This is a genomic window from Cedecea neteri, assembly GCF_000757825.1.
GTDB lineage: Bacteria > Pseudomonadota > Gammaproteobacteria > Enterobacterales > Enterobacteriaceae > Cedecea > Cedecea selenatireducens.
The window spans coordinates 4,036,054-4,061,285 of record NZ_CP009451.1 but is presented as its reverse complement, the minus strand read 5'-3'; the positions used below and the strand labels follow the sequence as shown (position 1 = coordinate 4,061,285).

Genomic DNA, 25,232 nt, shown 5'->3' with positions numbered 1-25,232 from the left:
GGTTTTTTTATTTCTGCTCGCTCAGCTTTTCTTCAAACCTTAATAGCCGGCCGGCATTGCCCAGCACCAGCAGCGTGCTGAGATTATGCAGCAGCGCGGCGACAACTGCGCCCGATGCCCCCAGCCAGCCAAAAGCCGCCATCGCGACAATCGCCAGCGTCCAGCCGAGCCCGATAAATACGTTGACCTGCAAAGTACAGCGGCAGCGGCGGCTTAAGCGCACGCAGGTGCCCAGCCGACGAAGATCGCTGCCTATCAGTACAATATCCGCCGACGACATCGCAATATCAGAGCCTCCGGCCCCCATCGCCACGCCGACCACTCCCGCCTTGAGCGCCAGCGAATCGTTGATGCCGTCGCCGATAACCATTGGCCGGTAACCGCTGTCGATTTGCAGCTTCACCTGCTCCAGCTTATCCGCGGGAAGCGCGCCAGCTACCACGTCGACAATACCCACCTGCTGCGCAATGCGGTCGGCAACCGACTGGCGATCGCCGGTCAGTAAAAGCTGACGGTTCAGCCCAAGCTCGCGTAGCTCTGCCATCGCCGTGGCCGCCTCACCGCGCAGGCTATCGGCCAGCAGCAGCCAGCCAAGAAAACGCCCATCCAGCGCCAGCCCGACAATCGGGCCATCATGCTCCGGGGCATCCGGTAAGTCAGCAAGCGTTGTGGCCAACAGTTCGCGCCTGCCGAGTACGGCTTCGCCCTGTGGGGTAGAAGCAGAAACGCCTAATCCCTGATGTTCGCGCACGTTATCGAGCGGGAGCCAGGCTTCGCGTGAAACAATCTCGCTCAGCGCACGGCTAACCGGATGGTTACTCGTCGCCCCGAGGCTGGCCGCCAGGGTTTTCAGCATATCAGGATCGGTATCGCCAAAAGGTCCCACAGCCTGCAGGTGCAGCTTGCCGTGCGTCAGAGTCCCTGTCTTGTCGACCACCACGGCGTTGATCTCCGCCAGTTCCTCAAGAAAAGCAGCGCCACGAATTAAAATGCCGTGGCGGGCGGCAACCGTCAGCCCGGCAATAGAGGAAGCTGGCGCGGAGAGCACAAGCGCACACGGGCAGGCAGCCACCAATACCGCCAGCATCGCCTGGGCATCCTGCGTCAGGAACCAGGTGCTGGCGGCAATCATCAACACCAGCAACAGATAGCGAGCCGCATGGCGCTCCAGCAGCCGGGTTATCGGCGGACTTGCCTGCTCGGCGCTTTGCATCAGAGCGATTACACGCCCCAACGTCGACGTTTCCCCGGTACGCGTGACCCGGATGCGCAGCAGGCCATCAAGGTTTATCGCCCCACCAAAAACTTCGGCACCGGGCTCAACTTCCTGCGGTACCGACTCACCGGTGATCGGCGCCGTATCCAGGCTTGCTTTGCCCTCCAGCACCAGGCCATCGGCGGGAATATGATCCCCGGCACGCACCTCAACCACATCACCAGGTTCAAGATCGTGGTTGTCGATATCCTGCAACTGACCGTCAGCGCCAACGCGTCTGGCGCGGCTGCGCGTGAGCTTGCTCAGCGCTTCGATAGCTTCCTGAGAGCCGATCACGCTGCGCTCTTCAAGAATATGCCCGACAATCATGATCAGCGGCAGCAGCGCGGCCGTCAGAAGATCGCCCGTCGCCCATGCGCCCAGCAAAGCCAGCGCAATGAGCTGGTCTGTCAGCCCGTGCAGGCTGGGGTAACGCAAGCTGTGCAGCGCATGCCGCAGCACCGGTACCGCCACAACGAGGGATGCCGCGCCCAGCAGTAAATCGCCGACGGCAACCTGCTGAGGCGCTAGCCAGCGCCAGAGCAGGCCGAGAATAAGCGCCCCGCTGGCAATCAGCGCCAGCAGCAGCTGGCGAGTAATATGTTTCTGTTCCTGACGGGTCAGCGCCCCGCCGGCCTGGACTGAAGAAGTCATGGTTTAGCCGCCTCTTTTTGCGCCACGCCCTGCAAAATCAGATGAGCGTCATCCTGCGGCGACACGGTAATCACCGATCCGGCCCGGGACAAAATCTCGGCTATCCGCTGACGGTAAATTCGCCCCAGCAAATCTGGGTCGTCATGGTTGCTGGCCAGATGGGCGATAGTCGCGGTATCCGACTGCGCTTTAGCCACGCTTTCCTGCGCGTTTGCCTGGGCGGTTTGCAGCATCTGATCGGCCTGCTGCACCGCCTTCTGGCGCGTTAACGAAGCGTCACTTTGCGCGGTCGCCACCGCTTTCGACGCCTGCTGGCTGGCAGTTAATACCGCATTGAACGCCGTCACGGTTGCCAGGGGTAAGGCGGACTGAACGGTCACTCGCTCAAGCGTTATACCCGCGTCGCTTCCCGACTGCTGAAGCCGCAGCAGGTTTTGCTCAATGTTACGCTGCACGTCACTGCGCAGCTGTTCGCGCTGCTGGGCAACGTTCATGTCGTTGCCCGGCATTTCGGGGCGGGCGACCAGAATAGTATCCAGATCGCGTGAAGCACAGACCGCCACCGCCGCGCGTTCAACCAGCCTGTCGAGCAGCGGCAACACATGTTTGCCCTGGAGCACATAGGCTGTCGGCGTTCTGACCCGGTAGAACACGCTGATATCCAGCTGTACCACGCCCGCATCACCGGTCAGCAGGAAGCCGGAACCCGAAACAGCGTCGTTCCCAGGACCGCCGTTAATATCCAGACTTTGCGCCTCGGGCGAACGCAGCAGGGCGGTCACCCGGTGCTCAATCACCCGATCCGCCCCCGGCACCATCACCACTTCATTCACCGGCGCGGGCCAGGCAAGCAACAGCCCCGGCTCGGCGACACGTTGCTCTGCGCCAAAACGCAGCACTACCGCCCTGCTTCCCGCCGGGATCTGCCGGACGTTTGACAGCAGCCAGGCTCCGGCGGCAAACAGCGTCAGCACAAAGATGGCGATAAACGCCAGCCGGATCGACTGCGTCCACGGCCCGCCGGGCTCAAGTTTTTGCCGTTCGGTCATGGTTTTTTATCCGCAGCTTTATCCATCTGTGGCCCGTCAACCAGCAGGCTGAACGGTTTGGCATCGGTACGCAGCACCAGCCGGGTTTGCGCATTGACCATGCCGCTAAGGGCATCAATCTGGCGCAGCAGGCTGTAAAGCTGTGGCGCGCTGGCATAGGCTTTGCCGTAAATAGAGGCCGTTTGCACCTGAGCCTGAGCCTCAATATCCGCCGCTTTCACCGAAGCCTGCGCCTCGGTAATACGGGCATCGCGATCGGCTGCGGAGCGAATTTCTGCCGCCGCGCGTTTACCTTCCGCCGTACGTTCAATGGCGATGGTTTCACGCTCGGCGCGCATACGGTCAACGGTGGCATTAAGCGTGACGGCAGGTAGCGTCAGGCGCTCGGTGCCCATTTGTACCAGCCGGATGCCGTAGCTTTGCAGCAGCGGCTGGCTGATTTGCTGCTGAAGATGCGATTCAAACTGCGCCAGCTGCACCTGCTTGCCGTCGGTATTCACCAGTTGAGAAAGCGTGAAGCCGCTGGCGGTGGTTTCCAGCGCTGAACCTAAATAAGTACGGATCTGGCGCGCCGCTTCATCCGGCTGATTCTGCACCGCCCGCATAAAGCGCTGCACGTGCTCAGGCGTGTTGTCTACTTCCCACACCGCATAGGACTGAACGATGATCCTCAGACCATCGCGAGTGCCTACATCCTGCAGCCCGCTTGATGTCGTCCGCAGGCGCAGATCCACCACCGTTGCGGTTTCAAAAGGCGCCGGAATTCGCCAGGCAAGCCCCGGCTCAAGCAGCACCCGAACGGGTTTACCAAAGCGAGTGATCACCAGCGATTCGCCGGATCGCACCTGTACCAGGCTCGCGGCAGCAAGCAGGATAAGCACCAGCACAGCGGCGGCGGTAATACGCTTCCAGATCCCTTTTTTACCACCTTCCGGGGCAGAAGAACGATCGTGGCCACAGCCGTGACCATGATGATGGTGATGATGTCCATGAGAGTGCGAGTGGCTCACCGGGAAAGCTCCTGTGCGGGTTTAGCTGGCGCATCGCGGCGCGCTGCATCGGTCGAAGTGGGGAAATCACGCAGGTCAAGCGTCGGCGGAGAACCGGCCCCGATCCGCTGGTCGATAACCAGCAAAGGACGGCCGCTGAGCGCCAGCTGAAGCTGCTTAAACCAAAGCTCGTCAATAAAGACCTGCCCGGCCTGCTGGTACGCATTTTTCTGCGCGGCAAAGCGGGTCGCCGTGGCCTGAGCCAGGCTTAACGCTTCGGTGGCGTTGATTTGTGCCGTGTTCTGGCGCACCGCCGCATTAGTTGCGGCCAGCGCGGCTTTTTCTGCCGCACTGCCACGCTCCCGGAGGATCAGCGACTGGGCCGCAATTTGCGCGGCCTGCACGCCGTGAAACGCGTCGGCTGCTCCGGCAGGGGGATGAATTGCCTCAACGACGGTAGAAAGAATCTCCACGCCGCTGTTCAGGTTATCCAGCTGCTGCTGCACGGCGCGGTTAATCTGCAGGGCAAGGTCGTCACGCCGCTCGCTGAGTACGTCGTCCAGCGTTAAAGAGGAAAACTGATGCACCAGCACCTGGTTCGCGGTGCTGCGCACCAGCTCCTGAAGGTTCACTGCGCGGTAGGTTGCCGCCAGCGCGGCTTTATCGCTCAGCCCGATGCGCCACATAAAGCGCACGTCGCTGTTCACGATTTGCAGGCTTTGTTGGTCCCCGCTTTGGCTGGCGATGATTTGCGCTTTGTCGAAGTTATGGGTGGCATCCCACAGGCGGTCAGCGCTGGCGGGCGCAGGCCCTTCGGCATCAGCACGTTTTAGCGGCGGCTGATTCGCAGGATCTTCCCCGGCGGCCAGCTCATGTACCTGACCGTTTTCCGTCAGCCAAACCCGGCCAAACGGCCACGGCATGCCCAGATGCAGGCCCGGCTCAAGCACCGCGACCGAACGCCCAAAGCGCTCATAGACGCCGCGCTCGGTGGCCGAAATTTGCTGCAGCCCGGTTAGCAGCCAGCCGCAAAGCAGCATAATGGCTAGCATAGGAATAAAGGCGCGTTTTAAGACGGTAAACGCCCAGACCTGACGCAGGTCTATGCCAAAACGCTGATGCAGCTCCTGCTGCAAAAAGCTGAACGGCCGCGGCGGCCAGGTGAGCTGCGCTGCCAGCTGGCTTTTAGGGATCAGAACGGGTTCTGCGGTGCCGTCGCCGGGAGGGGCAAACAGAGAGAACAGGCCGCGCAGCATAAATTCTGCTGAAACCAGCAGCACCAGCACGGCGGGCAGATTTATCACCAGCGGGCTGTTAAGCTGCGGCCAGATAAGCCCAGGCAGAGTCAGCAGCTGCACCGCCATCACCAGGCGTAACAGCGGAGCTACCGGCCCGGCCTCGGGCGAAGCCTCTTTAGGCACAGCGCTAAGATGGCGCTCGGCTACCAGCAGGACAAAAAGCGAGGCTATCAGGCAGGCAACGGCTATCCAGCGGTTATTGTTCTCCGCCAGTGGAACAAAGCTGGTGTTCCAGCCGGAAAGAGCAATATAGAACGCCAGCGCGGCAAGTGCGCCGGACCAAATTCCCTCAGCCTTAAAAAAGGCTTCAATGCGGGCAAAATTCAGCGGCACAGCGCCTGTAAACCAGCGGGCAATCCTGCCCTTTGGGGCTTCTTCCGGCTGAGCCTGAGATTCTGCCTGAGGCGTAACTTTACCGCTGCGCCACTGGCAAATACGCTGGGCGGCATGCAGTGAAATCGCCAGTAACAATAACGCAGCGGCGTTACTGCACAGCAGTGACACCCAGCGCGAGGCGGGCTCCAGAATACTGACGGTCAGCGCCAGCAGGAGCATCATAAATAGCGAGAAGGTTAAGACGAACACCGTTCGCGCAGCGAGTCGGGCCTGGGCGGCGGCCAGCGAATAACGAGCGGGCAGCGCCTGAGGCAGCAGTTCAGCTTCGGGTAACCGGGTAGGTGGCATGATGTTTTAAAGGTGAGGCGCGCAAGGTTTGCGCAGCATTTTACAATTGTTATCTTATAACATACCAATACAAAATGCTGATGGGTAAAGATGTGTCAATTTATGTCATTATGATGACAATAAAAAAGCGAGCTCGAACGCTCGCTTTCTGTCTTCAGATCCCCTGGTTACTGGGAGTCGATATCTTTCAGGTCATCCTGAATCGCCGCCGCGTTCGGGTTCGCTTCCGGCTTCAGCTGGCCGCCGTTGGCCAGGAAGTCATGCCGCTGGAAGTAAGCCTCACGCACCGTGACATACGGGTCAGCAGACTGGCGCAGTAGGCCGTCAGAGTCCAGCAGCTGGGCACGAGTTTCTATCCCTTCCACCGTCCATTTCCCGATAGACATCGGCCAGGTCAGCCAGGAAAGCACCGGATACAGCGTATCGGCAAAGTCACCACCGTCTTCACGCAGCGTGAAGCTGCCGTAGCCAGGCAGCATGACGTAAGGACCGTAGCCCGCACCGTAATGACCCAGCGTGCTGCCGAAGCGGTGAGGCTCGACGCGCTGCAGTTTAGGGTTCGCCATTCCGGCAACGTCGATGAAGCCGCCCATCCCCAGCAGGGTGTTCAGGAAGAAGCGCGTAAAGTGCACCATCCCCTGATACGGGTCGCCCTGCACGAAGTAGTTCACCATGGTGGCCGGCTCTTCGAGGTTGCTGGTGAAGTTGCTCAGGCCGTTACGCGCCGGCACCGGCACATAGTCACGCCACGCTACAGCCACCGGACGCAGCACATACGGGTCCAGCACGTTGTAGTTGAAGTTGAACATTGAACGGTTGAAGCCTTCCAGCGGATCCGAACGTCCCTGAGGCTCCTGGCTGCCGGAACTGGCACATCCCACTAATACCGTTGTTGCCAGAGCAAGTCCGGTCAGGCGGAAATTCATTAGCGTTTCCCTCTTATTGTTTATCTGCGCTTTCAGTGGTGCCCGGTTCAGTTTGGGCCCTCGCCTGATCGATGCTGCGCTCAATGACGGCGCGGCGCTGGTCGTTAGCCGGTAAAACTTTCAGCATGATTTCCCACGCGCCAATCGCCTCACGGTAGTTCTGCCGCTCAAAGGCATTGAACGCCAGCAGGCTGAGCACGCGAATATTCGTGTGGTCATCTTTTAGCATTTCGCGGAGCAGGAGGCCACCCAGCTGGTTGTCCTGCGCGTCGGCGGAGCGGGTCAATACTTCAGCATAGCCCAGCTTTGCCTCGCCGTTTGCGGGCGCAAGTTTATACGCATGAGCAAAAGCTTGTGTAGCCGTCGTTGCGTTATTTAGCACCATGCCAATGCGCCCTAGCATCATCCAGCCTTCAAGATTATCAGGCTGTTGCTGCAATCGCGTGCGTAATCCTAACCCAAGACGCGCCATCTCTTCCATAGTCAGGGGCGCGGCCTGCGGGTCGAGAACACGTTTTAACAACGCTGGCGTCTCGGCGGTCGCCTGCCGCCAGGCCTGTAGCTGGCCCAGCCCGGAGGTTTTCAGATAACTGCCAGCGCTGACCGCCACGAGGATCAGCGCCCCGGGTAAAAAGACCCACAGCGAGATTTTTCCCCTGGCTACCGCCCCAGACTGCGCCGAATAATCCTCCGCCAGAGAAATCTTTTGCCGCCTGCGGCTGCGCAGCACGATAACGCCGATACCGCCGACCACAAACAGCGCGGGCAGCGCCCAGAGGATAACCGTCGCAGGCGTCAACGGCGGCTCGTAGGTGACGAAATGCCCGTAGCGCTCCACCATGTAATCGACGATCTGCGGCTTGCTTTTGCCCTGCTGCATCAGCTCATAAACCTTGAGCTTCATGTCGGAGGCTATCATCGCGTTTGAATCCGCAATGCTGTTGTTCTGGCACTTAGGGCAGCGCAGCTCTTCGGTCAGCTGGCGGAACTGTTGCTCCTGCGCTTCATCCTTAAAAGTGAAGGTATCGATGGCCGCCGCCGCGTGAAGGCTGAACAGCATGCCGATAAGCAAGGAAACTGCACGCATCATGATCCCGCCTCCTGGCTGTATTTCTCCCACAGCGGTTTTAACTCCTGCTGCCAGACGCGATCGTTCAGATCGCCCGCATGGCGATAGCGAATGAACCCTTTCCCGTCGATCAGGAATGTTTCCGGCGCGCCGTACACGCCGAGATCCAGCCCCAGCATGCCGTTGCCGTCAAACAGGCTTAACATGTACGGGTTCCCGAGATCGCGCAGCCAGTTAATCGCTTTGTGGCGGTCGTCTTTATAGTTCATACCCACCACACGCACGCCCTGCGCGGCCAGCCCGTTCAGAAACTTATGCTCGGCTCGGCAGGTTGGGCACCAGGTCGCCCAGACGTTCAGCAGCAGCGGCTTGCCGTCCGCAAGGACTTCGCGGCCCCACTCTTTGCCGGGCTCATCGAGCGATTCCAGGCGAAACACCGGCACCGGTTTGCCAATCAGCGCCGACTCCAGATCGGTGGGCGCTTCGCCCTGCGCGTTACGCGCCAGCTGCCAGAGCAGCAACGAGGCCAGCAGCAGAAACAGCGCCAGCGGAATAAACAGATAGCGGCGCTTCATACTGCGGCCTCCGGCTTAACTTTACGGCTACGGTAACGCGGGTCGCACAGGCAGAAGAGCCCGCCGAGCGCCATCAGCAGCCCGCCCGCCCAAATCCAGCGCACGAAAGGTTTGTAATAAAGACGCACCGCCCAGCTGCCGTCGGCCAGCTCTTCGCCCAGCGCGGCATAGAGGTCACGGGTGAAACCGCCGTCGATGGCCGCCTCGGTCATCATCGCCCGGTTACTGTTATAAAAACGTTTTTCAGCGTGCAGCGTGGCTTCCGGCCTGCCGTTACGGGTGACGTCGATAACGCCCACGCCGCCGCGATAGTTAGGGCCGGTGATGTCCCGCACTTCGCGGAACACGAAGTGATACTGATGAATATCAATGCTGTCGCCGGACTTCATGCGCACGTCTCTTTCCACGCTGTAGCTCTGGCTAAAGGCGATACCGACCACGGTCACCGCCAGGCCAAGATGCGCGGAAACCATGCCCCAGTGGCTGGCTGGAATTTTGCGTAATCCATCCCAGAAACCGTGGCGGTGCGTGGCGCGCTGATAAACCTCCATCAGCGCCAGCACAAAGACCCAGATAGCCATCAGCAGGCCAACCACCGTCATCGCTTCAACGCGATCCTGCATCAGCCACGGCAGCAGCAGCGACAGAACCAGCGTCACGACCACAGCCGCCAGCAGATGCCTGCGCAGCTTGCCCGGCTCGTCGCGCCGCCAGCGAACCAGCGGCCCGATGCCGAGCATCAGCGCAAACGGCGCCATCAGCGCGGTAAACATCGTATTAAAGAACGGTTCGCCGATTGAAATGCTGCCCAGCCCAAGCTGCTTATGCACCAGCGGCAGCAGCGTGCCCAGCAAAACCACCAGCATGGCGGCAATCAGCAAGACGTTGTTGCCGAGCAGGAAAGACTCGCGCGACCAGAGATCGTTGCTCACGCGGGAGCGCACCTTGCTGCCTTTGACCGCATACAGCAGCAGCGAGCCGCCGATAACGATAACCAGGAAGGCCAGAATAAACATGCCGCGCGCCGGGTCGGAGGCAAAAGAGTGCACCGACACCAGCACGCCGGAGCGCACCAGGAACGTGCCCAGCAGGCAAAGTGAGAAGGCGCTAATCGCCAGCAGCACGGTCCAGGCCTTAAAGCTGCCGCGCTTTTCGGTGACCGAGAGCGAATGGATCAGCGCCGTGCCCGCCAGCCAGGGCATAAACGAGGCGTTTTCCACCGGGTCCCAGAACCACCAGCCGCCCCAGCCCAGTTCGTAATAGGCCCACGCCGAGCCAAGCACGATCCCGACGGTTAAAAAGGCCCATGCCGCCAGCGTCCACGGGCGAGTCCAGCGCGCCCAGGCGCTGTCCAGCCTGCCGCCAAGCAGGGCCGCAATCGAGAAAGCAAACGCCACGGAAAAGCCAACGTAGCCCATATACAGCAGCGGCGGATGCACAATCAGGCCGATGTCCTGCAGCAGCGGGTTTAAGTCGCGACCTTCCAGCGGATAGTCCGGCAGCGTGCGGATAAACGGGTTAGAGGTGAAAATAATAAACAGCAGGAAGCCGAAGTTAATCATCCCCATTACCGCCAGCACGCGGGCATGGTCTTCTTTTGGCATGCTGCGCCCGGTGAGCGAAACGGCAAAAGTCCAGCCGCTCATCATCAGCACCCACAGCATCAACGACCCTTCGTGCGCGCCCCAGGTTGCCGCCACGCGATACCAGACCGGCAGCTCGGTATTGGAGTTATTGGCGACATACAGCACGCTGAAGTCGTTCACCACAAAGGCGTTAACCAGGATCAGGAATGACGCGCAAAGGGTAATAAACAGCGCCCAGCTAAACGGCCGCGCGGAGGCCATCAGCCGCTTGTCGCCACGCGCCACGCCCCAGAGCGGGTAAATGCTTAGCAGCAGGGACCAGCCGAGCGCCAGGCTTAGCAGAAAACCACCGATTTCGGGCATCATGGGGCGTTATCCTTATACACTTCCGGGGCCTGCTGGTGATTCTGCTCCATCGCCGCTTTCACTTCCGGCGGCGTGTAATTTTCATCGTGTTTCGCCAGCACCTCTTTAGCGTGGATAAGCGTCGCACCTTCCATCACGCCCTGCGCCACAACGCCCTGCCCCTCGCGGAACAGATCCGGCAGAATGCCCTCGTAGGTCACGTCCACCACGCCGCGAGCGTCATACAGCTTGAAGCTGACCTTCAGGCTTTGGCCGTCTCGCTTCACGCTGCCCGGCATCACCATGCCGCCGATCCTCAGGCGCTGCCCGGTTTCCGGCATCAGGTGGCTTTCACCTTTGCCGTAGATAATTTCGCCGGGGGTATAAAACAGGTCGATATTGCTGCGCAGGGCATAAAGCACGAGCGTGATGGTCAGCCCAAGCCCCGCCAGTACCGCTACGGCCAGATAAAGCCGATTTTTACGACGCGGATTCACTTAGACTTCCTCCTGGCGCTGGCGAGCGACGCGGATACGCTGCTCTCTGGCCTGCTGGCGAGCCACCGCCCGCAGAATCGCGCGGTGCTGGTAGCGGGTATGGAAAATCAGCCCGAGCAGCGGCAGCAGCGTAAAGACCACCGCCAGCCAGACGTAAAAGGCGTAGCCGCCCATGGCGAAGAACTCGCTCCAGTGAGTGAACGCCCACGTCATGATTTTGCTCCTCTGCCGTTAGCAAGCGCTAACACCCACGGACGGCGGCTTTCCTGCAGCAACAGCAGGTTACGCAGGCGCATCAGGGTGAGCGTGATAAACAGCGCCAGGAAGCCGAAAATGGTCCAGCGCAGCGGCGTGCGCATCGAAGGGTCGATGGATTGCTGCATATTGGTAGAGCCCTGGTGCAGCGTGTTCCACCACTCCACCGAGAAATGAATAATCGGCAGGTTCACCACGCCGACCAGCACCAGAATGCCGGCGGCACGGCCCGCAAGGCGGCGGTCGTCAAACGCGCTATACAAGGCAATCGCGCCCACGTAGAGGAACAGCAGCACCAGCTCGGAGGTCAGCCTCGCGTCCCAAATCCACCAGGTGCCCCACATCGGCTTGCCCCAGGCGGAGCCGGTAACCAGCGCAATAAAGGTAAACGCCGCGCCGACGGGCGCCATCGCCATCACCGCCAGATCGGCAGTTTTTATCTGCCATACCAGGCCAATAAAGGCGGCAATCGCCATGCTGGCGTAAATGCCCATCGACCACATGGCCGCCGGGACGTGCAGGTACATGATCCGGTAACTTTGCCCCTGCTGGTAGTCTGCCGGGGCAATACCAAAGCCCCAGACGCAGCCAACCACCAGCAGCACCGCGCTGAGAATAGCCAGCCAGGGCAGTAAACGGCCACAGAAGTGGTAAAGCCGCTCCGGTTTAGCAAGCTGATGTAACGTTTTCCACATAGGTTTTGCTCACAAAACAAAAAAATAAAGTTACGCAACGCTGACCCGCAGCGCCGCCGCCGTAGCGAACGGGCTTAGCGTGGCGCTGCCGGCCAGCAGCGCGCCAAGGATTGCCATATAGCCCTCCACCGGCAGATGCATCGAGGCGGCATCCATCGCGGCGGTGGCAAAAATTAATAACGGGATGGTTAACGGCAGCACCAGCAGGCTGAGCAGCACCCCGCCCCGCTTCAGACCGACCGTCAGCCCCACGCCGGGCGCGCCGAGGAAGCTCAGCGTCGGCGTCCCCAGCAGTAACGTGGCGGCCATCACCTGCCAGCCATAAAAATCCAGCCCCAGCAGCAACGCAGCCAGCGGCGAAAGCAGCAGCAGCGGCAGCCCGGTGACCACCCAGTGAGCGGTCACTTTCGCCAGCACCACCAGCGGCAAAGGCACCGGCAACAGCATCAGCTGTTCCAGCGAACCGTCCTGAAAGTCATCCCGGAACAGCCTGTCCATCGCCATTAAAGAGGCCAGTAAAGCCGCGACCCAAATAATCCCCGGCGCAATACGCGCCAGCAGCTGCGGCTCCGGGCCAATGCCGAGCGGGAAAAGCGTAATCACAATCAGGAAGAACCACAGCGGGTTAGCGATTTCTGCCCCGCGACGAAATACCACCTGCAGCTCACGCCAGAAAATGCGCCTTATCATGAATGGGCTTCCTGCAGATGAATCTGGCGAACTGCACAGCTCAGCGGCTGGTGGCTGGTGAGGATAACCATTCCGCCCGCTTCCGCGTGGTGCAGCAAGCGCTGAGTTAAGCGTGCAATACCGGCGGTATCCAGCGCGGTAAACGGCTCATCGAGCAGCCACAGCTTTGCCGTGGAGAGCCACAGGCGCGCGAGCGCGGCACGGCGCTGCTGCCCGGCGGAAAGCTGGTTGACGGGTAAATCTTCGAAGCCGGGCAGCCCGGTTTGCTCGAGCGCGGCCCACAGCTGCTCTTCAGCAACATCGGCATGAAAAAAGGTGAGATTTTCAAAAGGCGTGAGAACGGCTTTGATGCCCGGCTGATGACCAATCCACAACAGGTCACCGTGGAAGTTGTCGCGCTGGCGGCGCAAAGGCTGGTTTTGCCAGAATACCTCGCCCTCATCGGCCTGCGCCAGCCCCGCCAGAATGCGCAGCAGCGTGGTTTTTCCCGCGCCGTTTTTGCCCGCCACCTGCACCATTTCCCCCGGCTCAACGCTAAACGACAGCGCGTCGAACAGCGTGCGTTCATCACGCTGGCAGGTCAGTTGTCGGGCTTCTAGCATCAGGAGGCGCTCCTTGTCTCGGGTGACGCTAAGCATATCATACCGCCTCGTTTTCTTCAGGTTGCCCCCGACGGCTTAGACTACTCCATTAGGGTTAATCCGCTTACTCAGATCAAAGCCGGGGCGATTATTCCCATTCGGCAAAAACGTGGGAGAAAAACCGCTACGCTTAAGTGAACGCTTTCTGACCTGGAACCGCCCTGATGGACAAAATCGAGCCTGACAAAATAGCCAAAAAAGATGAACTGGAAGTCGACAGCGACGAAAAGTCGAGCGGCAAGCAAATCGAGGTGGATGAAGACCGTCTGCCCTCCGGCGCGATGGCCATTCACGAGCACATTCGCCAGGACGGGCAAAAAGAGCTGGAGCGCGACGGCATGGCGCTGTTCTGGTCAGCCGTGGCGGCGGGTTTATCAATGGGGGCCTCGCTGCTGGCGAAAGGCATTTTTCACGTTAACCTGGTCGGCGTGCCCGGCAATTTCCTGCTGGAAAATCTCGGCTACACCTTCGGCTTTATCATCGTCATCATGGCTCGCCAGCAGCTGTTTACCGAAAACACCGTTACCGCCGTGCTGCCGGTGATGCAGCATCCGACCACGAGCAACTTCGGGCTGCTGATGCGGCTGTGGGGCATTGTGCTGTTCGGGAATATCGTCGGCACCGCGCTGGCGGCGCTGGCCTTTGAATATATGCCGATATTCGACGAAGCCACCCGTAAAGCCTTCGACGACATCGGCATGAAGGTGATGGCAAACCCGCCCGGCGAGATGTTCGCCAACGCGATTATCTCCGGCTGGATCATCGCCACCATGGTGTGGATGTTCCCCGCCGCGGGCTCGGCAAAAATCTTCGTTATCGTGCTAATGACCTGGCTGGTCGCGCTGGGTGATTTAACCCATATCGTGGTTGGCTCGGTTGAAATTCTCTATCTCGTGTTCAACGGCACGCTGCACTGGAGCGAGTTCTTCTGGCCGTTCGCCCTGCCCACCCTGGCCGGGAATATCTGCGGCGGAACGTTTATTTTCGCGCTGATCAGCCACGCGCAGATCCGCAACGATATGAGTAACAAGAAGAAGGCCGAGGCTAAGCGAAAACAGGCAGAACTGAGCCAAAATTCAGCGGAGAACGGAAAACATGACGGGTAAATTGTTCATTATCCAGGCAAACGAACTAAGCCAGCACGTATTTGATAACCCCAGTGCGAGATTGTACTATGAGCGACGAAATAACATTCTTATCCGATGAAAGGTGTTAGATGTTTGACCTAAAATTGCGCGAAGTAAATGACGGATTATCCGCTAAAGAGCGCGGCGTCGCGGCTTTCATTATTGCGAATAAGCAATCATTGAAAAATATGAGTATCCAGACGCTGGCGAAAGCCAATGAGGTCAGCACTACCACTATTCTGCGTCTGTGTCATAAATTAGGCTACCAGGGTTTTAGCGATCTTAAAATTGACTTAATGACATCTTCGGCGGCAAAACATCATGAATCCGTTTTACAAGAAGATATTAATATTGATGATTCGCTGGAAGCGGTAAACGCAAAAATTCATCTGATTGAAAAATCATCCATCGATGAAACCCACGCGATGATGAATCCAGAGCAGCTCGAACGCGCCTGCCGGTTAATCCGGAAAAGCCATAAAATTGCTATCTACGGGGCCGGAAGCAGCGGTCTGGTCGGTAAAGAGCTGGAATATCAGCTGATAAAAATAAAGAAAGATGTCAGCTGCCACCTCGATTACAGTATTCAATTCAATATCGTGAATACTTTAGATCAGGACGATCTACTGATTATTATTTCGCACTCCGGTGACAATCACGAAGCCGTAAAACTCCTGACGCTGGCACAGCAGCTTGGGGTTCCCTCTATAGCCGTTACCCGCATGGGGCAAAGCCGCGTGTCCGCCCTGGCGGAGGTCATCCTGCATACCATTTCTACCGAGAGCATTTCCCGACTTATCCCAATTCGCTCCAAAATGTCACAGCTTTCGGTGATCAACATGCTGGTGACCAACCTGTTTATCCAGCAATACGACGAACGCTTACTAAAACAGATCCAAACGCGAGCCGAACGTTTCTACAACCTGAACAACAAGCCCTAGCCCACCAACGCTAAGGCTTTACGCCACCCTCCTGTTCTCCCGCTATAGCACGATGCTCTGGCGGATCTGAAACGCTGTCGATATTTAAAAAGTGATCGGTTTCCCAAAACGAAGACGACGCGCTTCTCATTCCGTCCTTTTCCCGATAAAAGTAACAACATTATCTAAAACAAAGAAGTTTTAAGTAACATTGTAACTAACACCTATTACAGGGAGAAATAATGCCAGCCGGGATCCCCGTCATCTTAGTCAGCCATGGCCCCTTTGCTCAGGGGGCGCTGACCTGCGCCGAAATGCTCGTGGGCAAGCAACCCCACGTCGCGGTGGTATCAATTCAGGAAGATACTCCGATTGATAACGCTCGCACCTCGCTACGAGAAACCTACCAGTCGCTTAATCAGGGTAATGGCGTACTTATTCTGGTCGATATGATGGGCGGGTCACCGTGTAATTTAGCCAGCGAACTCCTGTTAACCCAGGATGATATTTTTTTATTCTGCGGTTTCAATATTCCTACCCTGCTGGAAATTTTTAATAATCGAGATTTACCGCTAAATGAAATCGCAACCCTCGTCGAAGAAATGTTTCCTGATAGCGGCTTCAACGTCGGCAATTTATTAAAGGTCGAACGAGAATCATCAACCGAACTTTGAAAGGACAGAATATGCCTATTAATCTCGCCAGAATCGATGACCGCCTTATTCACGGTCAGGTTATTACCACCTGGGTTAAAAATCACGACATTGAACAAATACTGATCGTCAACGATAAGGTGGCGAGCGACACCGTGCAGCAGTCTGTTATCAGTATGTCGGCGCCTCCAGAATTAAAAGTCCAGATTTTCGCCGTGCAAAAATTTATTGATATCCTAAAAAAAACCGAGATTAAAAGACGAACAATGCTGCTGTTCACCAACAGCGTCGACGTAAATGCCCTGGTCGAAAATGGCCTGGATATTAAGAAATTAAACGTCGGCGGCATGAGAATGCATGAGGGGCGAAAAAGCCTGTCGCGCGCCGTCGCGGTTACGCCAGAAGAAGAACAGGCCTTTAAATCACTGATTGCCAGGAATATTGCAGTAGAAATACAAATGGTGCCCAAAGACACCATTGTCGAACTGAAATCATTATTGGGTTAATTGCATCACGCAACGCCCTGAAATCGTTCAATTGCAGTTAACAGCCCTGCAATTTTAGGTATGACGGGTATAGCGCCATCACCGGGAAATAACACTATGTTAATTGAAGCCATTCTGGTCGCCACCTGGGCAGGTATCTGCTCAATGGACGACGTGGGGCCGCAAATGCTACGGCGCCCCCTCCTTACAGGGACCGTAGCCGGTATTATTATGGGCGATATGGTTCAGGGACTTGCCATCAGCGCTACCCTTGAACTGGTCTGGATGGGCATCGGCAACGTGGGGGCCTACTCCGCGCCAGATATTATTGCCGGCTCAATCATTGGCGTCGCGCTGGGTATTGCCTCCAAAGGTGGGATAGCCGCCGGAATAGCCCTTGCCGTGCCGGTTTCGATTTTGTGTCAGCAGCTCCTGATTATCTGGCGTTCTTTTGCCAGCTTCTTAAACGTCTGGGCTGAAAAATCGGTCCTCACCGGAGATTATCGTGGGCTGGTTAAAATTCACTATTTCTCTACCCCGCTTTGGTTCCTGATAAGAGCCATCCCCTGCTTCCTCGCCATCTATTTTGGCAGCGACCTGGTCAGCAAAGTATTAGATGCCATTCCAGCCAGTATTTTAACCGGTATGGGCGTCGCTTCTAAGATGATCCCCGCTATCGGGGTCTGTATTTTATTACTGATGCTGCTAAAAGGGAGAATGTGGTTCTTTTTCCTGCTCGGTTTTATGTTAACCACTTATTTAAAATTGCCAATTATTCCAATCACCTTTATCGCCCTGGCCTTCGCCGTGCTTTACGACATGGCCTGGGCCAATGGCATCAACAATAAACAGGCTGACAATAATAAACCGGCTAACATCGAAACCGAAGAGGAGTACGACCTGTGAGTGAAATAACATCCTACAATAGCGTTGAGCGTACGACCTCGGATAAAAAACTGACTAAAACCGATCTCAACCGTATTTTCTGGAATATTCAAAGCATGTCCTTTTCATATAACTATGAAAAGCTGCAAACCATCGGCTTTGCGCACTGCATGATCCCCGTGCTCGATAAGCTCTATGAAAACGCAGACCCGGAAACCCGCGCGCGGGCCATGCAGCGACATTTAAAGTTCTATAACTCCCAGATCAATACCGGGGCACTGATCCTGGGCGTAACGGCCGCGCTGGAAGAAAAAACCACGGAAGAAGAGAAGGATGCCGTTATTTCCGTCAAGGCCGGGCTAATGGGCCCGCTGGCAGGTTTAGGCGATAGCCTGTTGAAATTTACCTGGCTGCCTATATGCGGCAGCATCGGCGCGGCGTTTGCACTTCAGGGGAATATCATCGGGCCGATACTGATGTTCATTCTGTTTAATATCGTGAATGTTGGCTCTAAATACTTCTTTATCCATTATGGCTACAACAAAGGCGTTGACCTCATCGAGCAGTCAAAGAACTCGAATATTATTCAGCGTATTTCAAATGTTGCCAACGTTGTCGGCGTGATGGTGCTTGGCTCGCTCATTGCCACCACGGTAAAGATTTCGACGCCGCTGGTTATTGCCGTAGGCGAGCAGTCGATTCCGGTACAGGAGATGTTTGATAAGGTCGCCCCCAACCTGCTAACCCTACTCTTCTCACTGGGCGTGTTCTTCCTGGTGAAAAAGCTCAAAGGGAAATACACGGTGTCTCTCATCATTGCCATGATGGTCTTCGGCGTTATTTGCTCAGCGTTTGGCATATTAAGTTAAAGGAACGATGAATGAACACTCAGATGCAGTTTTCCGTAAGCAGAAAAAACCAGACGCAGATTGAAATTCATTTTTCTGCCGTCGAAGGGCCAATAGCGTTGTACTGGACTCGCGATAACGATGTTAATACCTCAGCCCGAAGGTTAATTACCGGCCACGCCGTTAGCCCCTGCCAGTTTGATGACCCGCTAAATGCCAGCCAGCGCATCTACTTTGTTATTGAATGCAACGGCCAATCCCAACTTTTTGCGGAGAGAACATTGCCGGTTTCCGGGCTTAATAACTTCCGGGATTTCGGCGGCTACACGGGCGCAGGGGGGAAAAGAATAAAATGGGGGATGCTGTATCGCTCCAACCATTTGCATCAGCTTAATGCCCAGGCCGAGGCCTACATTCAATCGCTGAACATTCAGACAATTATTGACTACCGCAGCGCCAGGGAAATCGCCAAAAGCCCCAATACTTATGTCGGCGAAAAACAGACCGTTCACCTGGATGCCGTGGCGCAAACCGCAGAGCTGGCGGCACAGTTTTCGGCGGACTCCAGCCACGAAGATCAAATGCTGATTGAGAGCGTGATACAAGATATTCCCACCGAACTGGTCAACGGCCACGGCGAGCAGGTACTGGAGCAATACCGAAACTTTGTCACCAGCGAGAAGTCCAGACACGCCTTCACAGCAATGATCCGCACCGTACTGGATAAGGAAAATAGCCCGCATATCCAGCACTGCCGTGGAGGCAAAGACCGTACAGGTTACGGCGTGGCGCTGATTTTGTTTATGCTCGGCGTCTCAGAAGAGGATGTCATTGCCGACTATATGCTCACCCAGGCCAACCGGCTGGAGCGCAACGAAGTTAAAATGGCGGCCTACCGCCGTATCACCGACGACGACAACGTGCTGGATTACCTGCACACGCTGATTGATACCCGCGAAGCATTTATTATTGCGGCTATCAACGCCATGAAAGCGCAGTCGGGCAGCGTGACCGGCTACATTAAAGAGGCACTGGGCTTCACCGACGCCGACTTTGTGACGATACAGAATAATTTTTTAACCGACCCCCTCTGAACCATCAGGGCCGGATGCAGGCGCTTTCACAGCATAAAATCAGCAAAAAACGCTTAGATTCCAGGCAAACGGCCCGCCAACCCCTTAACCTGCCTCGAAAAGCGGGTATACTACGCCCGCCTCGTTCCCTTAGTTAAATGGATATAACGAGCCCCTCCTAAGGGCTAGTTGCAGGTTCGATTCCTGCAGGGAACGCCATATACACATCTCCTGACATCTACCAAATTCAATAAAACCCTCTTCTAATCAGTGACAAACTCTCTATTCTGGCTATGCGACGTCAACTGATGTCTACCCATTTCAACGTGAATCAATCAACGTTTGGGGGCCTTAGTGGGAGCGTATCCTGTTCAATGAAAAATGAGCCCCCAAAAGGCAGAGCAGCGGCTTGCTGAACGTCAGCTAAAAACGAAACCGCTGTTGAAATCCCTGGAAAGCTGGCTGCGTGAAAAGATGAAAACCCTGTCGCGACACTCGGAGCTGGCAAAAGCGTTCGCGTACGCACTTAACCAGTGGCCGGCACTGACGTACTATGCGGACGATGGCTGGGCCGAAGCAGACAACAACATCGCTGAAAATACCCTGCGGACGGTCACTCTGGGTCGTAAAAACGTCCTGTTCTTCGGTTCTGACCATGATGGTGAGCGGGGAGCACTGCTCGTCGCTGATGCAGGAGATTTTCCAGGGCTCAATGAATATGGACCTGTCGCGCATCAACGGGGAGCAAATACGAAATGACCGCCACATTGCTGAAAATGCGCTGAAGCCTGGCGATCTGGTTTTCTTCAAAACCTCCTCTCTATCAATTTAAAGGCTGAATGATAAAACCAAAGCTACCTTTTCCTTTTACTCCACTCCATTGCTTTCTTGACCAAAAAACTATTCTCACGCTCTGGCATCCTGAAACTATCTCTGGAAACAAATTCCATCACAGCTTCGCTGTTATCGCAGCGTTGTGATTCAACCGTGGTATTCATTAAATCATTATGTTCTTCGAGAAGGCTGGAATAATATTCAATATCTTTCTGGTTGTTACTCCTCTGAGCAGCATGAAGCCTGAATTCATAGCTGGTGCGAATCTGCTGCTCAAGCGCTTCAGTAGCCGATGAAACCCGGCGTTCCCGGCGTTTCTCCTGCGACAAAACGATTTGGTCGCCATCGACAAAGAAAAGCTCGCCGTCTTTAATCAAGATGTTGCCAAGGATATTCAAATCATGCATATAAAGACCACGATTCTCCAGTAGGTTGTCGGCGCGCTCATAATTGGCATCAGTTCGAATATCAAACTCTTTACCATTGATATACTTTGAAACCAGAACCTCCATTTTTTTATTGTTAAACACAATTTGCATATGCCGGGAAAAATCGGGGTCGTTGTTAGCAAGGTTTAAATAATAGCTCACGCGTTCTGAATGAGCGTTTCGGTGCTCGGCAGAATGGGTATCTATCATGTTCCCTGTGCTATTGACGGGGATCTTCACAGCGTATTTTCCTTCAAACAAATAGACACTTCCGTAGCTACCGCTGCCGATAAACTTGTGTTTTGCCAAACTCTCTTTCGTTATACTGCCTTCGGCAACCATTTTCTCAATAAATCGATCGATATCTGCCGGAGCAGAGTTATCCGGTTCATTTCGCTGAGCGACCTGCTCACTGACGAGCGTATTGAAATGCGTCAGATCTTCCACATACGTTGACAGATGTTTTTCTAACCGAAGCTGAAAGTCCGAATAAAACCGCAATCCCCCTGTTCCTACGTGCCCTTCTTCTGTTGTGTCACACCGGATTTCACCGTTGTTATCATTGAAGAGGCAGGTCTTTAAGAACGCCAGGTTATCTGCAGAACAATCGGCCTGCGCCAGTACGATCCCGTCAAATTTCATATTAATGACGGATACCCCATCATCTCGTTGCCGTACGTCGATTGAATATTGACTGACAGCTTCAGGTTTTGAGTTATCGATCAATTTAACAAAGCCAATGATCGGTCTCCAATGGGTAACATCACCACCGAGTGGATTTTTCTCTACTGATAATGATATTGGTCGTGATATTTGTGGATTATCTTGGTATTGATACAATAAATGGTGTATCTGATAATATTCAGAAATAGTGCTTTTTCCCGTAAATACGTGTCGAAAATAATCGATGAACTTTTCAAAAAGACTAAACTGATAAACATCTTTACCCTCTAACAGGTCTGACATCTGCTCGCTGGAAATATGGCAAATATCGTTAACAAATGGAATAGCAACCGACATAGTTCCCTCCAGTGCTTGATTGCAAATTAGCCTGAAACAAAATCATTAACGGGTCAGGTATCTCTGAGCTACATCTAATTCGCCCGCAGTACAACGATACCGGGTTTTGAGCGCATATAATTGAGGAAGGGAGTATCAACAACCTTGCGGTTTACAGACAGCGAGGAAGCATTACGGAACCAGACGGCATCACCCGAACGAATAACAATCCCCGTATGAGAAACATCCAGCCCCTGCATGGGTGAATAAACACCGACATAATCGCCATTGTGCAGACGTTCGAGTACCGAGCGGTCGATAGCGTATCCCGGTATATAGTTTATCTTTCTGGTAATAATACCCAGTCCCGGGATGTATTCCCCTCCCCCCTGTTTAAGATTGAGGTGCTTTTCAGCCGTAAGATAATGGGGACTAATCTCCGGCGTAACATCCCGCGCATTATGTGGTGACGTAGCGAACCAGTCAGACAGAAAATGACGGCGGGTCAGGTAGCTCACTTTACCATCAACATAGCGCGTTTTTACCAGTTGCCGAAGAAACGCTTTACGCGTATCGCTTTTCGTCAGGGCCTGAACATAGTCCACCAGGGTAAAACAGTCGACGCCCCTGAGATTGACAACCAACTGTTCCGGCGTACTTTGAGAACCGATCAACGTTTCACTCAGGTAGGGAGTCTGCAGGAACGTCGATGAAACAAGGCCTATCAAATCCCCCTGCTTTGCTTTGGCGTTCGGTAACACTTCGCCCTGGATAACCTCATCCACTTTTCGCGCGCTATCCGCGTCGATGACGGTTTTGTATTTAGCCACATCGGCCATTGCGTATGACGTAAAACAGAGTGATGCCAATAAAAATCCGTATCGCAACATAACTTTCTCCTGATAAAAACTGCTCATCATTATTACCGATTCATCTATTCAACACGTGCCGATAGTAAACCGGTCATTGAGTCGCAGATATCAGGGTATAACCTGATAAAGATGGCTGAAGGCCACAGTGATATTCCGTTACACATGAGCGTCGTAATCGAGCTCCAGTACCATACGCAGCAAAGCAGCAACGGGTTCAAACAGGGATTCAGGAATCACCTCACCCGCTTTGACGCTAAAAAATAGCTGGCGCGCCAACTCAATATTCTCCACCACAGGAACAGACTCCCTGATGGCGAGAGCGACAATATGTTCTGCCCTCGCCTCTACGCCTTTTTCGAACACCGTTGGGATCGGCGTGTCGACAGGATCGTAGCCCAGGCAAATGGCGATATGCGTAGGGTTGCGAATAACCACCGCAGATTGCTTCACGTTCTGCGCTAAACTGCCGCTTTGCATTTCGCGTTGTACTTCACGCCGCCGTTTTTTAACCTGCGGATCGCCTTCAATATCTTTAGTCTCCTGTTTGACATCCTCCTTACTCATTCGCTGCTGCTTCATCGTGTTGTGCGTCTGGAAGGCATAATCAACAACGCCCAGCACCACGTAAGACATCAGCAATGCATACCATATCCAGCGGATCATAATCGTGAAAAGTGGGATCGCGCAGCTCGCGTCACAGTACGGCAGTGCCTGAAACGTTGTCGAAAAATAGAGGAAAAGAGAGATGAAAATCAGACACAATAAAAGGACTTTCAGACAGGACTTAAACAACTCCACCAGACTGTGCACGGAAAAAATCTGTTTAAAATTATTGACTGGGTTAATTTTGTCGCCTTTGACGCCAACCGCCTTCGTGGCAAGCATAAAACCGACCTGCGCAACCAGACTTGCGATAGTTGCCGCCGCCAGCATACCGCCGAACAAGGCAAAAAATTCGCCTCCTGCACGCAGCAATGCCTGCGTCAACAGGCTGAAGGCATAGTCAAAGGGTTGATTGATGAGTCGTGAAGCCAGCAACATCAGCTCAGCAATCTGGTGCACGACCTCATCGGCAAAAAAATGAAAAAAAGCCAGTATAGCGAGCAGCTGGATGCCGGAGGTTATCTCCAGACTTTTGATAACCTGTCCTTCCTGGCGGCTATCGCGCTTCTTTTTCTCGGTAGGCTGTTCGGTTTTTTCACTCATGGCTGGCTAACCACTGGCTCACATGCCGGTAAAGCGTTTCACTCTCAAGCTGATAGTGGTGGAAGGCGTACGGCAAGGAGAGCAGTAATAGCAAGAGCGCCAGCGCACTTTTCACCGGCATGGATAAGAAGAACACGTTGAGCTGCTGAGCGGACCGATTGAGCAATCCGAGCGCGAGGTCCGCAAGCATCATGCAGAGCACCGCAGGCAAAGAAAAGCTCAGACACAGCTGGTACAACACGCGCCACTGCGCCAGCAAAAAGTGTAAAAATGTTACGTTGAAAGCCAGCGCCTTGCCGGGAGGTAAATAGTGGTAAGAACCGTATAACGCCGTCAGGAGTTGACTGAATCCCCCGGTAATAAAGAAAAGCGCACACAGAAACTGGCTAAACAGCAGGCCGAAAATCGATGTCTGTACCGACATCGCCGGGTTGAACACGGTTCCCATGGTGGCACCGCGTAGGGTGTCAATCAGGAATCCCGCCATGTCCACGGCCCAGAAAGGGATCGCGGCGCAAAATCCCAGCATCAAACCAATGACCAGTTCGCCCGGGATCACCCTCAGCCAGGACCATCCCTGGTGAATCACCGGTTGGGTATAAAAAACCGGTAGTACCGGCAGTACTATCGCCAGCAGCACCCCGTTGCGGATTAGCGTCGAGCCGAGATTACCGGTCTGCAACAGCGGAAAAAGCAGCGTTAGCCCAAGCGGTCTCATCATCGCCAGCGCCACGGTGACCAGCCCGTCACTGAGTGAGAGCGTCACCCGTGCATACCCATCTGCAAAAACACCTGACGGGTATAGGCCAGAAGTAGCCCCCCCAGCCAGTGATAGGTCGCCATAATAACCAACGCCACGGCAAGCAGCTTGATCATAAACTGCAGCGTCTGATCCTGAATCTGGGTCAGCGCCTGAAGGAGACTCACCGCAATCCCGACGACCGATGCGACCAGCACCACCGGCAATGAGGTCATGAGCACCAGCCACAGCAGCTCTGTAACGAAATGAGTTAGGTTGGCATCCGTCATCTAAAGCTCTGCACCAGTTGAGAAAGGATCAGGTCCCAGCCGCCAGCTAACAGAAAAATCAATAATTTGAACGGCAAAGAGATGGTCATCGGTGACATCATCATCATCCCCATCGCCAACAGGACGTTGGATACCAGCAGATCGATGGCCAGAAATGGCAGATAGATAAGCAGACCGATGCGAAACGCCTGCGACAGCTGGCTGACGGTAAAGGCGGGCAGCAGGATCAACAGTGAATCCGGCTTCACGCGACGCCGGGCCTCTTCCGGCCAGGTGCTGGCTATCAAATGACGAAAATAATGAGCCTCTTTTTCATCGGAATTTTTTTGCAGAAACTGACGGTAGGGGCCAAGCGCATGGCTGTCCCAGCCCTGTAACCAGGGTAAGGTCGCCTCTTCTTTCGCCGGATGCCACTCGGCTTTTACCGCCATCACCGTCGGCGCCATGATAAAGAGCGAGAGTACCAGCGCCAGGCCATAGAGCGCCATATTGGGCGGCACCTGCTGAATACCCAGCGCATTACGTAAAATCGAAAACACCACCGCCAGCTTCAGGAACGAGGTCCCCATCACGATGGCAAGCGGTAGCAGAGAGAGTAAAAACAGCAGCGCTATCAGCTGCCAGGGAGAGTCAGGTAAAGGCATGGTCTGTCCTGTTTATACGGC

The 25,232-nt window shown here is 55.2% G+C and carries 27 protein-coding genes, 1 tRNA gene and 1 pseudogene; 10 read left to right on the top strand and 19 right to left on the bottom strand.

All coding sequences use genetic code 11. The annotated features are described in order from the left end of the window. Nucleotides 1–7: 7 nt before the first annotated feature. The 13 genes from JT31_RS18830 to ccmA form a co-directional block, all read right to left on the bottom strand. A complete protein-coding gene (locus JT31_RS18830) occupies nt 8–1,909 on the bottom strand; it encodes a heavy metal translocating P-type ATPase (RefSeq protein WP_038480701.1) in 1,902 nt (633 codons plus the stop codon). Further along, nucleotides 1,906–2,958, bottom strand: coding sequence for a protease modulator HflK (gene hflK / locus JT31_RS18825; RefSeq protein WP_038480698.1), 1,053 nt, complete (start codon nt 2,956–2,958; stop codon nt 1,906–1,908). The genes JT31_RS18830 and hflK (JT31_RS18825) overlap by 4 nt, the downstream gene beginning before the upstream one ends. Beyond that, complete coding sequence (gene hflC, locus JT31_RS18820; RefSeq protein ID WP_038480695.1) at nt 2,955–3,968, bottom strand: protease modulator HflC; 1,014 nt, start codon at nt 3,966–3,968, stop codon at nt 2,955–2,957. Before hflC ends, hflK (JT31_RS18825) begins: the two co-directional genes overlap by 4 nt. Further along, nucleotides 3,965–5,929, bottom strand: coding sequence for a protease modulator HflK (hflK, locus tag JT31_RS18815; RefSeq protein WP_038480692.1), 1,965 nt, complete (start codon nt 5,927–5,929; stop codon nt 3,965–3,967). Before hflK (JT31_RS18815) ends, hflC begins: the two co-directional genes overlap by 4 nt. Before the next feature lie 167 nt (nt 5,930–6,096). Then, on the bottom strand, nt 6,097–6,855 hold the full coding sequence (gene mlaA / locus JT31_RS18810) for a phospholipid-binding lipoprotein MlaA (protein ID WP_038480689.1): 759 nt from the start codon (nt 6,853–6,855) through the stop codon (nt 6,097–6,099). A 13-nt stretch (nt 6,856–6,868) separates the two neighbouring features. Further along, the gene (locus JT31_RS18805; RefSeq protein ID WP_052049078.1) at nt 6,869–7,942 is read right to left on the bottom strand and encodes a cytochrome c-type biogenesis protein CcmH; all 1,074 of its coding nucleotides are present in this window, start codon (nt 7,940–7,942) and stop codon (nt 6,869–6,871) included. After that, on the bottom strand, nt 7,942–8,499 hold the full coding sequence (locus tag JT31_RS18800; RefSeq protein WP_038480686.1) for a DsbE family thiol:disulfide interchange protein: 558 nt from the start codon (nt 8,497–8,499) through the stop codon (nt 7,942–7,944). Before JT31_RS18800 ends, JT31_RS18805 begins: the two co-directional genes overlap by 1 nt. After that, on the bottom strand, nt 8,496–10,451 hold the full coding sequence (locus tag JT31_RS18795) for a heme lyase CcmF/NrfE family subunit (protein WP_038480683.1): 1,956 nt from the start codon (nt 10,449–10,451) through the stop codon (nt 8,496–8,498). Before JT31_RS18795 ends, JT31_RS18800 begins: the two co-directional genes overlap by 4 nt. Continuing rightward, on the bottom strand, nt 10,448–10,927 hold the full coding sequence (gene ccmE, locus JT31_RS18790) for a cytochrome c maturation protein CcmE (RefSeq protein ID WP_038480679.1): 480 nt from the start codon (nt 10,925–10,927) through the stop codon (nt 10,448–10,450). Before ccmE ends, JT31_RS18795 begins: the two co-directional genes overlap by 4 nt. Beyond that, complete coding sequence (ccmD, locus tag JT31_RS18785; RefSeq protein ID WP_038480676.1) at nt 10,928–11,140, bottom strand: heme exporter protein CcmD; 213 nt, start codon at nt 11,138–11,140, stop codon at nt 10,928–10,930. It lies immediately after the preceding gene. Beyond that, entirely contained in the window at nt 11,137–11,877 is a 741-nt protein-coding gene (locus JT31_RS18780) for a heme ABC transporter permease (protein ID WP_038480673.1), read from the bottom strand. Before JT31_RS18780 ends, ccmD begins: the two co-directional genes overlap by 4 nt. Before the next feature lie 30 nt (nt 11,878–11,907). Further along, a complete protein-coding gene (gene ccmB / locus JT31_RS18775; RefSeq protein ID WP_038480670.1) occupies nt 11,908–12,567 on the bottom strand; it encodes a heme exporter protein CcmB in 660 nt (219 codons plus the stop codon). Then, nucleotides 12,564–13,169: a cytochrome c biogenesis heme-transporting ATPase CcmA gene (gene ccmA / locus JT31_RS18770; protein ID WP_038480666.1), complete on the bottom strand. Its 606-nt coding sequence runs from the start codon at nt 13,167–13,169 to the stop codon at nt 12,564–12,566. The genes ccmB and ccmA overlap by 4 nt, the downstream gene beginning before the upstream one ends. Nucleotides 13,170–13,381: 212 nt before the next feature. Between ccmA and JT31_RS18765 the strand changes: the two genes are divergently transcribed. The 10 genes and pseudogenes from JT31_RS18765 (at nt 13,382) to JT31_RS24305 (ending at nt 20,031) form a co-directional block, all read left to right on the top strand. Beyond that, on the top strand, nt 13,382–14,314 hold the full coding sequence (locus tag JT31_RS18765) for a formate/nitrite transporter family protein (protein WP_144244104.1): 933 nt from the start codon (nt 13,382–13,384) through the stop codon (nt 14,312–14,314). 110 nt (nt 14,315–14,424) lie between these two features. Continuing rightward, nucleotides 14,425–15,276, top strand: coding sequence for a MurR/RpiR family transcriptional regulator (locus JT31_RS18760; RefSeq protein WP_038480660.1), 852 nt, complete (start codon nt 14,425–14,427; stop codon nt 15,274–15,276). Between the two features lie 221 nt (nt 15,277–15,497). Then, nucleotides 15,498–15,929 carry a PTS sugar transporter subunit IIA gene (locus tag JT31_RS18755; protein ID WP_038480657.1) on the top strand — a complete coding sequence of 144 codons (432 nt, stop codon included), beginning with the start codon at nt 15,498–15,500 and terminating at the stop codon, nt 15,927–15,929. 11 nt (nt 15,930–15,940) lie between these two features. Then, a complete protein-coding gene (locus JT31_RS18750; RefSeq protein WP_038480653.1) occupies nt 15,941–16,414 on the top strand; it encodes a PTS system mannose/fructose/N-acetylgalactosamine-transporter subunit IIB in 474 nt (157 codons plus the stop codon). Nucleotides 16,415–16,510: 96 nt separating this feature from the next. Further along, nucleotides 16,511–17,299, top strand: coding sequence for a PTS mannose/fructose/sorbose/N-acetylgalactosamine transporter subunit IIC (locus tag JT31_RS18745; protein WP_038480650.1), 789 nt, complete (start codon nt 16,511–16,513; stop codon nt 17,297–17,299). After that, nucleotides 17,296–18,147: a PTS system mannose/fructose/sorbose family transporter subunit IID gene (locus JT31_RS18740; protein ID WP_038480647.1), complete on the top strand. Its 852-nt coding sequence runs from the start codon at nt 17,296–17,298 to the stop codon at nt 18,145–18,147. The genes JT31_RS18745 and JT31_RS18740 overlap by 4 nt, the downstream gene beginning before the upstream one ends. A gap of 11 nt (nt 18,148–18,158) precedes the next feature. Then, entirely contained in the window at nt 18,159–19,220 is a 1,062-nt protein-coding gene (locus JT31_RS18735) for a tyrosine-protein phosphatase (RefSeq protein ID WP_038480644.1), read from the top strand. Between the two features lie 123 nt (nt 19,221–19,343). Continuing rightward, nucleotides 19,344–19,418, top strand: a tRNA-Arg gene (locus tag JT31_RS18730). A gap of 177 nt (nt 19,419–19,595) precedes the next feature. After that, nucleotides 19,596–19,940: pseudogene (locus JT31_RS18725) on the top strand (IS66 family transposase); the annotation flags it as partial. Next, nucleotides 19,855–20,031 (top strand): NlpC/P60 family protein, encoded by a 177-nt coding sequence (locus JT31_RS24305; protein ID WP_081948200.1) that lies wholly within the window; start codon nt 19,855–19,857, stop codon nt 20,029–20,031. The pseudogene JT31_RS18725 and the gene JT31_RS24305, both read left to right, overlap by 86 nt. Nucleotides 20,032–20,053: 22 nt before the next feature. Here the strand turns inward: JT31_RS24305 and JT31_RS18720 are convergent, their stop codons facing one another. From JT31_RS18720 to sctR, 6 genes are all read right to left on the bottom strand, one after another. Continuing rightward, complete coding sequence (locus tag JT31_RS18720) at nt 20,054–21,481, bottom strand: hypothetical protein (protein ID WP_052049024.1); 1,428 nt, start codon at nt 21,479–21,481, stop codon at nt 20,054–20,056. 74 nt (nt 21,482–21,555) lie between these two features. After that, on the bottom strand, nt 21,556–22,380 hold the full coding sequence (locus tag JT31_RS18715) for a DUF1460 domain-containing protein (RefSeq protein WP_375529193.1): 825 nt from the start codon (nt 22,378–22,380) through the stop codon (nt 21,556–21,558). Nucleotides 22,381–22,488: 108 nt separating this feature from the next. Then, nucleotides 22,489–23,538 carry an EscU/YscU/HrcU family type III secretion system export apparatus switch protein gene (locus tag JT31_RS18710; protein WP_038480637.1) on the bottom strand — a complete coding sequence of 350 codons (1,050 nt, stop codon included), beginning with the start codon at nt 23,536–23,538 and terminating at the stop codon, nt 22,489–22,491. Then, nucleotides 23,531–24,304 (bottom strand): EscT/YscT/HrcT family type III secretion system export apparatus protein, encoded by a 774-nt coding sequence (locus JT31_RS18705; protein ID WP_038480634.1) that lies wholly within the window; start codon nt 24,302–24,304, stop codon nt 23,531–23,533. The genes JT31_RS18710 and JT31_RS18705 overlap by 8 nt, the downstream gene beginning before the upstream one ends. Further along, the gene (locus JT31_RS18700; protein WP_038480631.1) at nt 24,301–24,567 is read right to left on the bottom strand and encodes an EscS/YscS/HrcS family type III secretion system export apparatus protein; all 267 of its coding nucleotides are present in this window, start codon (nt 24,565–24,567) and stop codon (nt 24,301–24,303) included. The genes JT31_RS18705 and JT31_RS18700 overlap by 4 nt, the downstream gene beginning before the upstream one ends. After that, complete coding sequence (gene sctR, locus JT31_RS18695; protein WP_038480628.1) at nt 24,564–25,211, bottom strand: type III secretion system export apparatus subunit SctR; 648 nt, start codon at nt 25,209–25,211, stop codon at nt 24,564–24,566. The genes JT31_RS18700 and sctR overlap by 4 nt, the downstream gene beginning before the upstream one ends. Between the last annotated feature and the right edge of the window lie 21 nt (nt 25,212–25,232).

Bases quoted from the DNA above. Each gene is read 5' to 3' on its own strand.
- JT31_RS18760 (WP_038480660.1), top strand. From the start codon at position 14,425: ATGTTTGACCTAAAATTGCGCGAAGTAAATGACGGATTATCCGCTAAA.
- JT31_RS18755 (WP_038480657.1), top strand. From the start codon at position 15,498: ATGCCAGCCGGGATCCCCGTCATCTTAGTCAGCCATGGCCCCTTTGCT.
- JT31_RS18710 (WP_038480637.1), bottom strand. From the start codon at position 23,538: ATGAGTGAAAAAACCGAACAGCCTACCGAGAAAAAGAAGCGCGATAGC.
- hflK (WP_038480698.1), bottom strand. From the start codon at position 2,958: ATGACCGAACGGCAAAAACTTGAGCCCGGCGGGCCGTGGACGCAGTCG.
- ccmA (WP_038480666.1), bottom strand. From the start codon at position 13,169: ATGCTAGAAGCCCGACAACTGACCTGCCAGCGTGATGAACGCACGCTG.
- JT31_RS18805 (WP_052049078.1), bottom strand. From the start codon at position 7,942: ATGCGTGCAGTTTCCTTGCTTATCGGCATGCTGTTCAGCCTTCACGCG.
- mlaA (WP_038480689.1), bottom strand. From the start codon at position 6,855: ATGAATTTCCGCCTGACCGGACTTGCTCTGGCAACAACGGTATTAGTG.
- JT31_RS18780 (WP_038480673.1), bottom strand. From the start codon at position 11,877: ATGTGGAAAACGTTACATCAGCTTGCTAAACCGGAGCGGCTTTACCAC.
- JT31_RS18750 (WP_038480653.1), top strand. From the start codon at position 15,941: ATGCCTATTAATCTCGCCAGAATCGATGACCGCCTTATTCACGGTCAG.
- JT31_RS18735 (WP_038480644.1), top strand. From the start codon at position 18,159: ATGAACACTCAGATGCAGTTTTCCGTAAGCAGAAAAAACCAGACGCAG.
- ccmB (WP_038480670.1), bottom strand. From the start codon at position 12,567: ATGATAAGGCGCATTTTCTGGCGTGAGCTGCAGGTGGTATTTCGTCGC.
- JT31_RS18800 (WP_038480686.1), bottom strand. From the start codon at position 8,499: ATGAAGCGCCGCTATCTGTTTATTCCGCTGGCGCTGTTTCTGCTGCTG.
- JT31_RS18795 (WP_038480683.1), bottom strand. From the start codon at position 10,451: ATGATGCCCGAAATCGGTGGTTTTCTGCTAAGCCTGGCGCTCGGCTGG.
- JT31_RS24305 (WP_081948200.1), top strand. From the start codon at position 19,855: ATGATGGTGAGCGGGGAGCACTGCTCGTCGCTGATGCAGGAGATTTTC.
- JT31_RS18700 (WP_038480631.1), bottom strand. From the start codon at position 24,567: ATGACGGATGCCAACCTAACTCATTTCGTTACAGAGCTGCTGTGGCTG.
- JT31_RS18720 (WP_052049024.1), bottom strand. From the start codon at position 21,481: ATGTCGGTTGCTATTCCATTTGTTAACGATATTTGCCATATTTCCAGC.
- JT31_RS18715 (WP_375529193.1), bottom strand. From the start codon at position 22,380: ATGATGAGCAGTTTTTATCAGGAGAAAGTTATGTTGCGATACGGATTT.
- hflK (WP_038480692.1), bottom strand. From the start codon at position 5,929: ATGCCACCTACCCGGTTACCCGAAGCTGAACTGCTGCCTCAGGCGCTG.
- sctR (WP_038480628.1), bottom strand. From the start codon at position 25,211: ATGCCTTTACCTGACTCTCCCTGGCAGCTGATAGCGCTGCTGTTTTTA.
- JT31_RS18745 (WP_038480650.1), top strand. From the start codon at position 16,511: ATGTTAATTGAAGCCATTCTGGTCGCCACCTGGGCAGGTATCTGCTCA.
- JT31_RS18830 (WP_038480701.1), bottom strand. From the start codon at position 1,909: ATGACTTCTTCAGTCCAGGCCGGCGGGGCGCTGACCCGTCAGGAACAG.
- ccmD (WP_038480676.1), bottom strand. From the start codon at position 11,140: ATGACGTGGGCGTTCACTCACTGGAGCGAGTTCTTCGCCATGGGCGGC.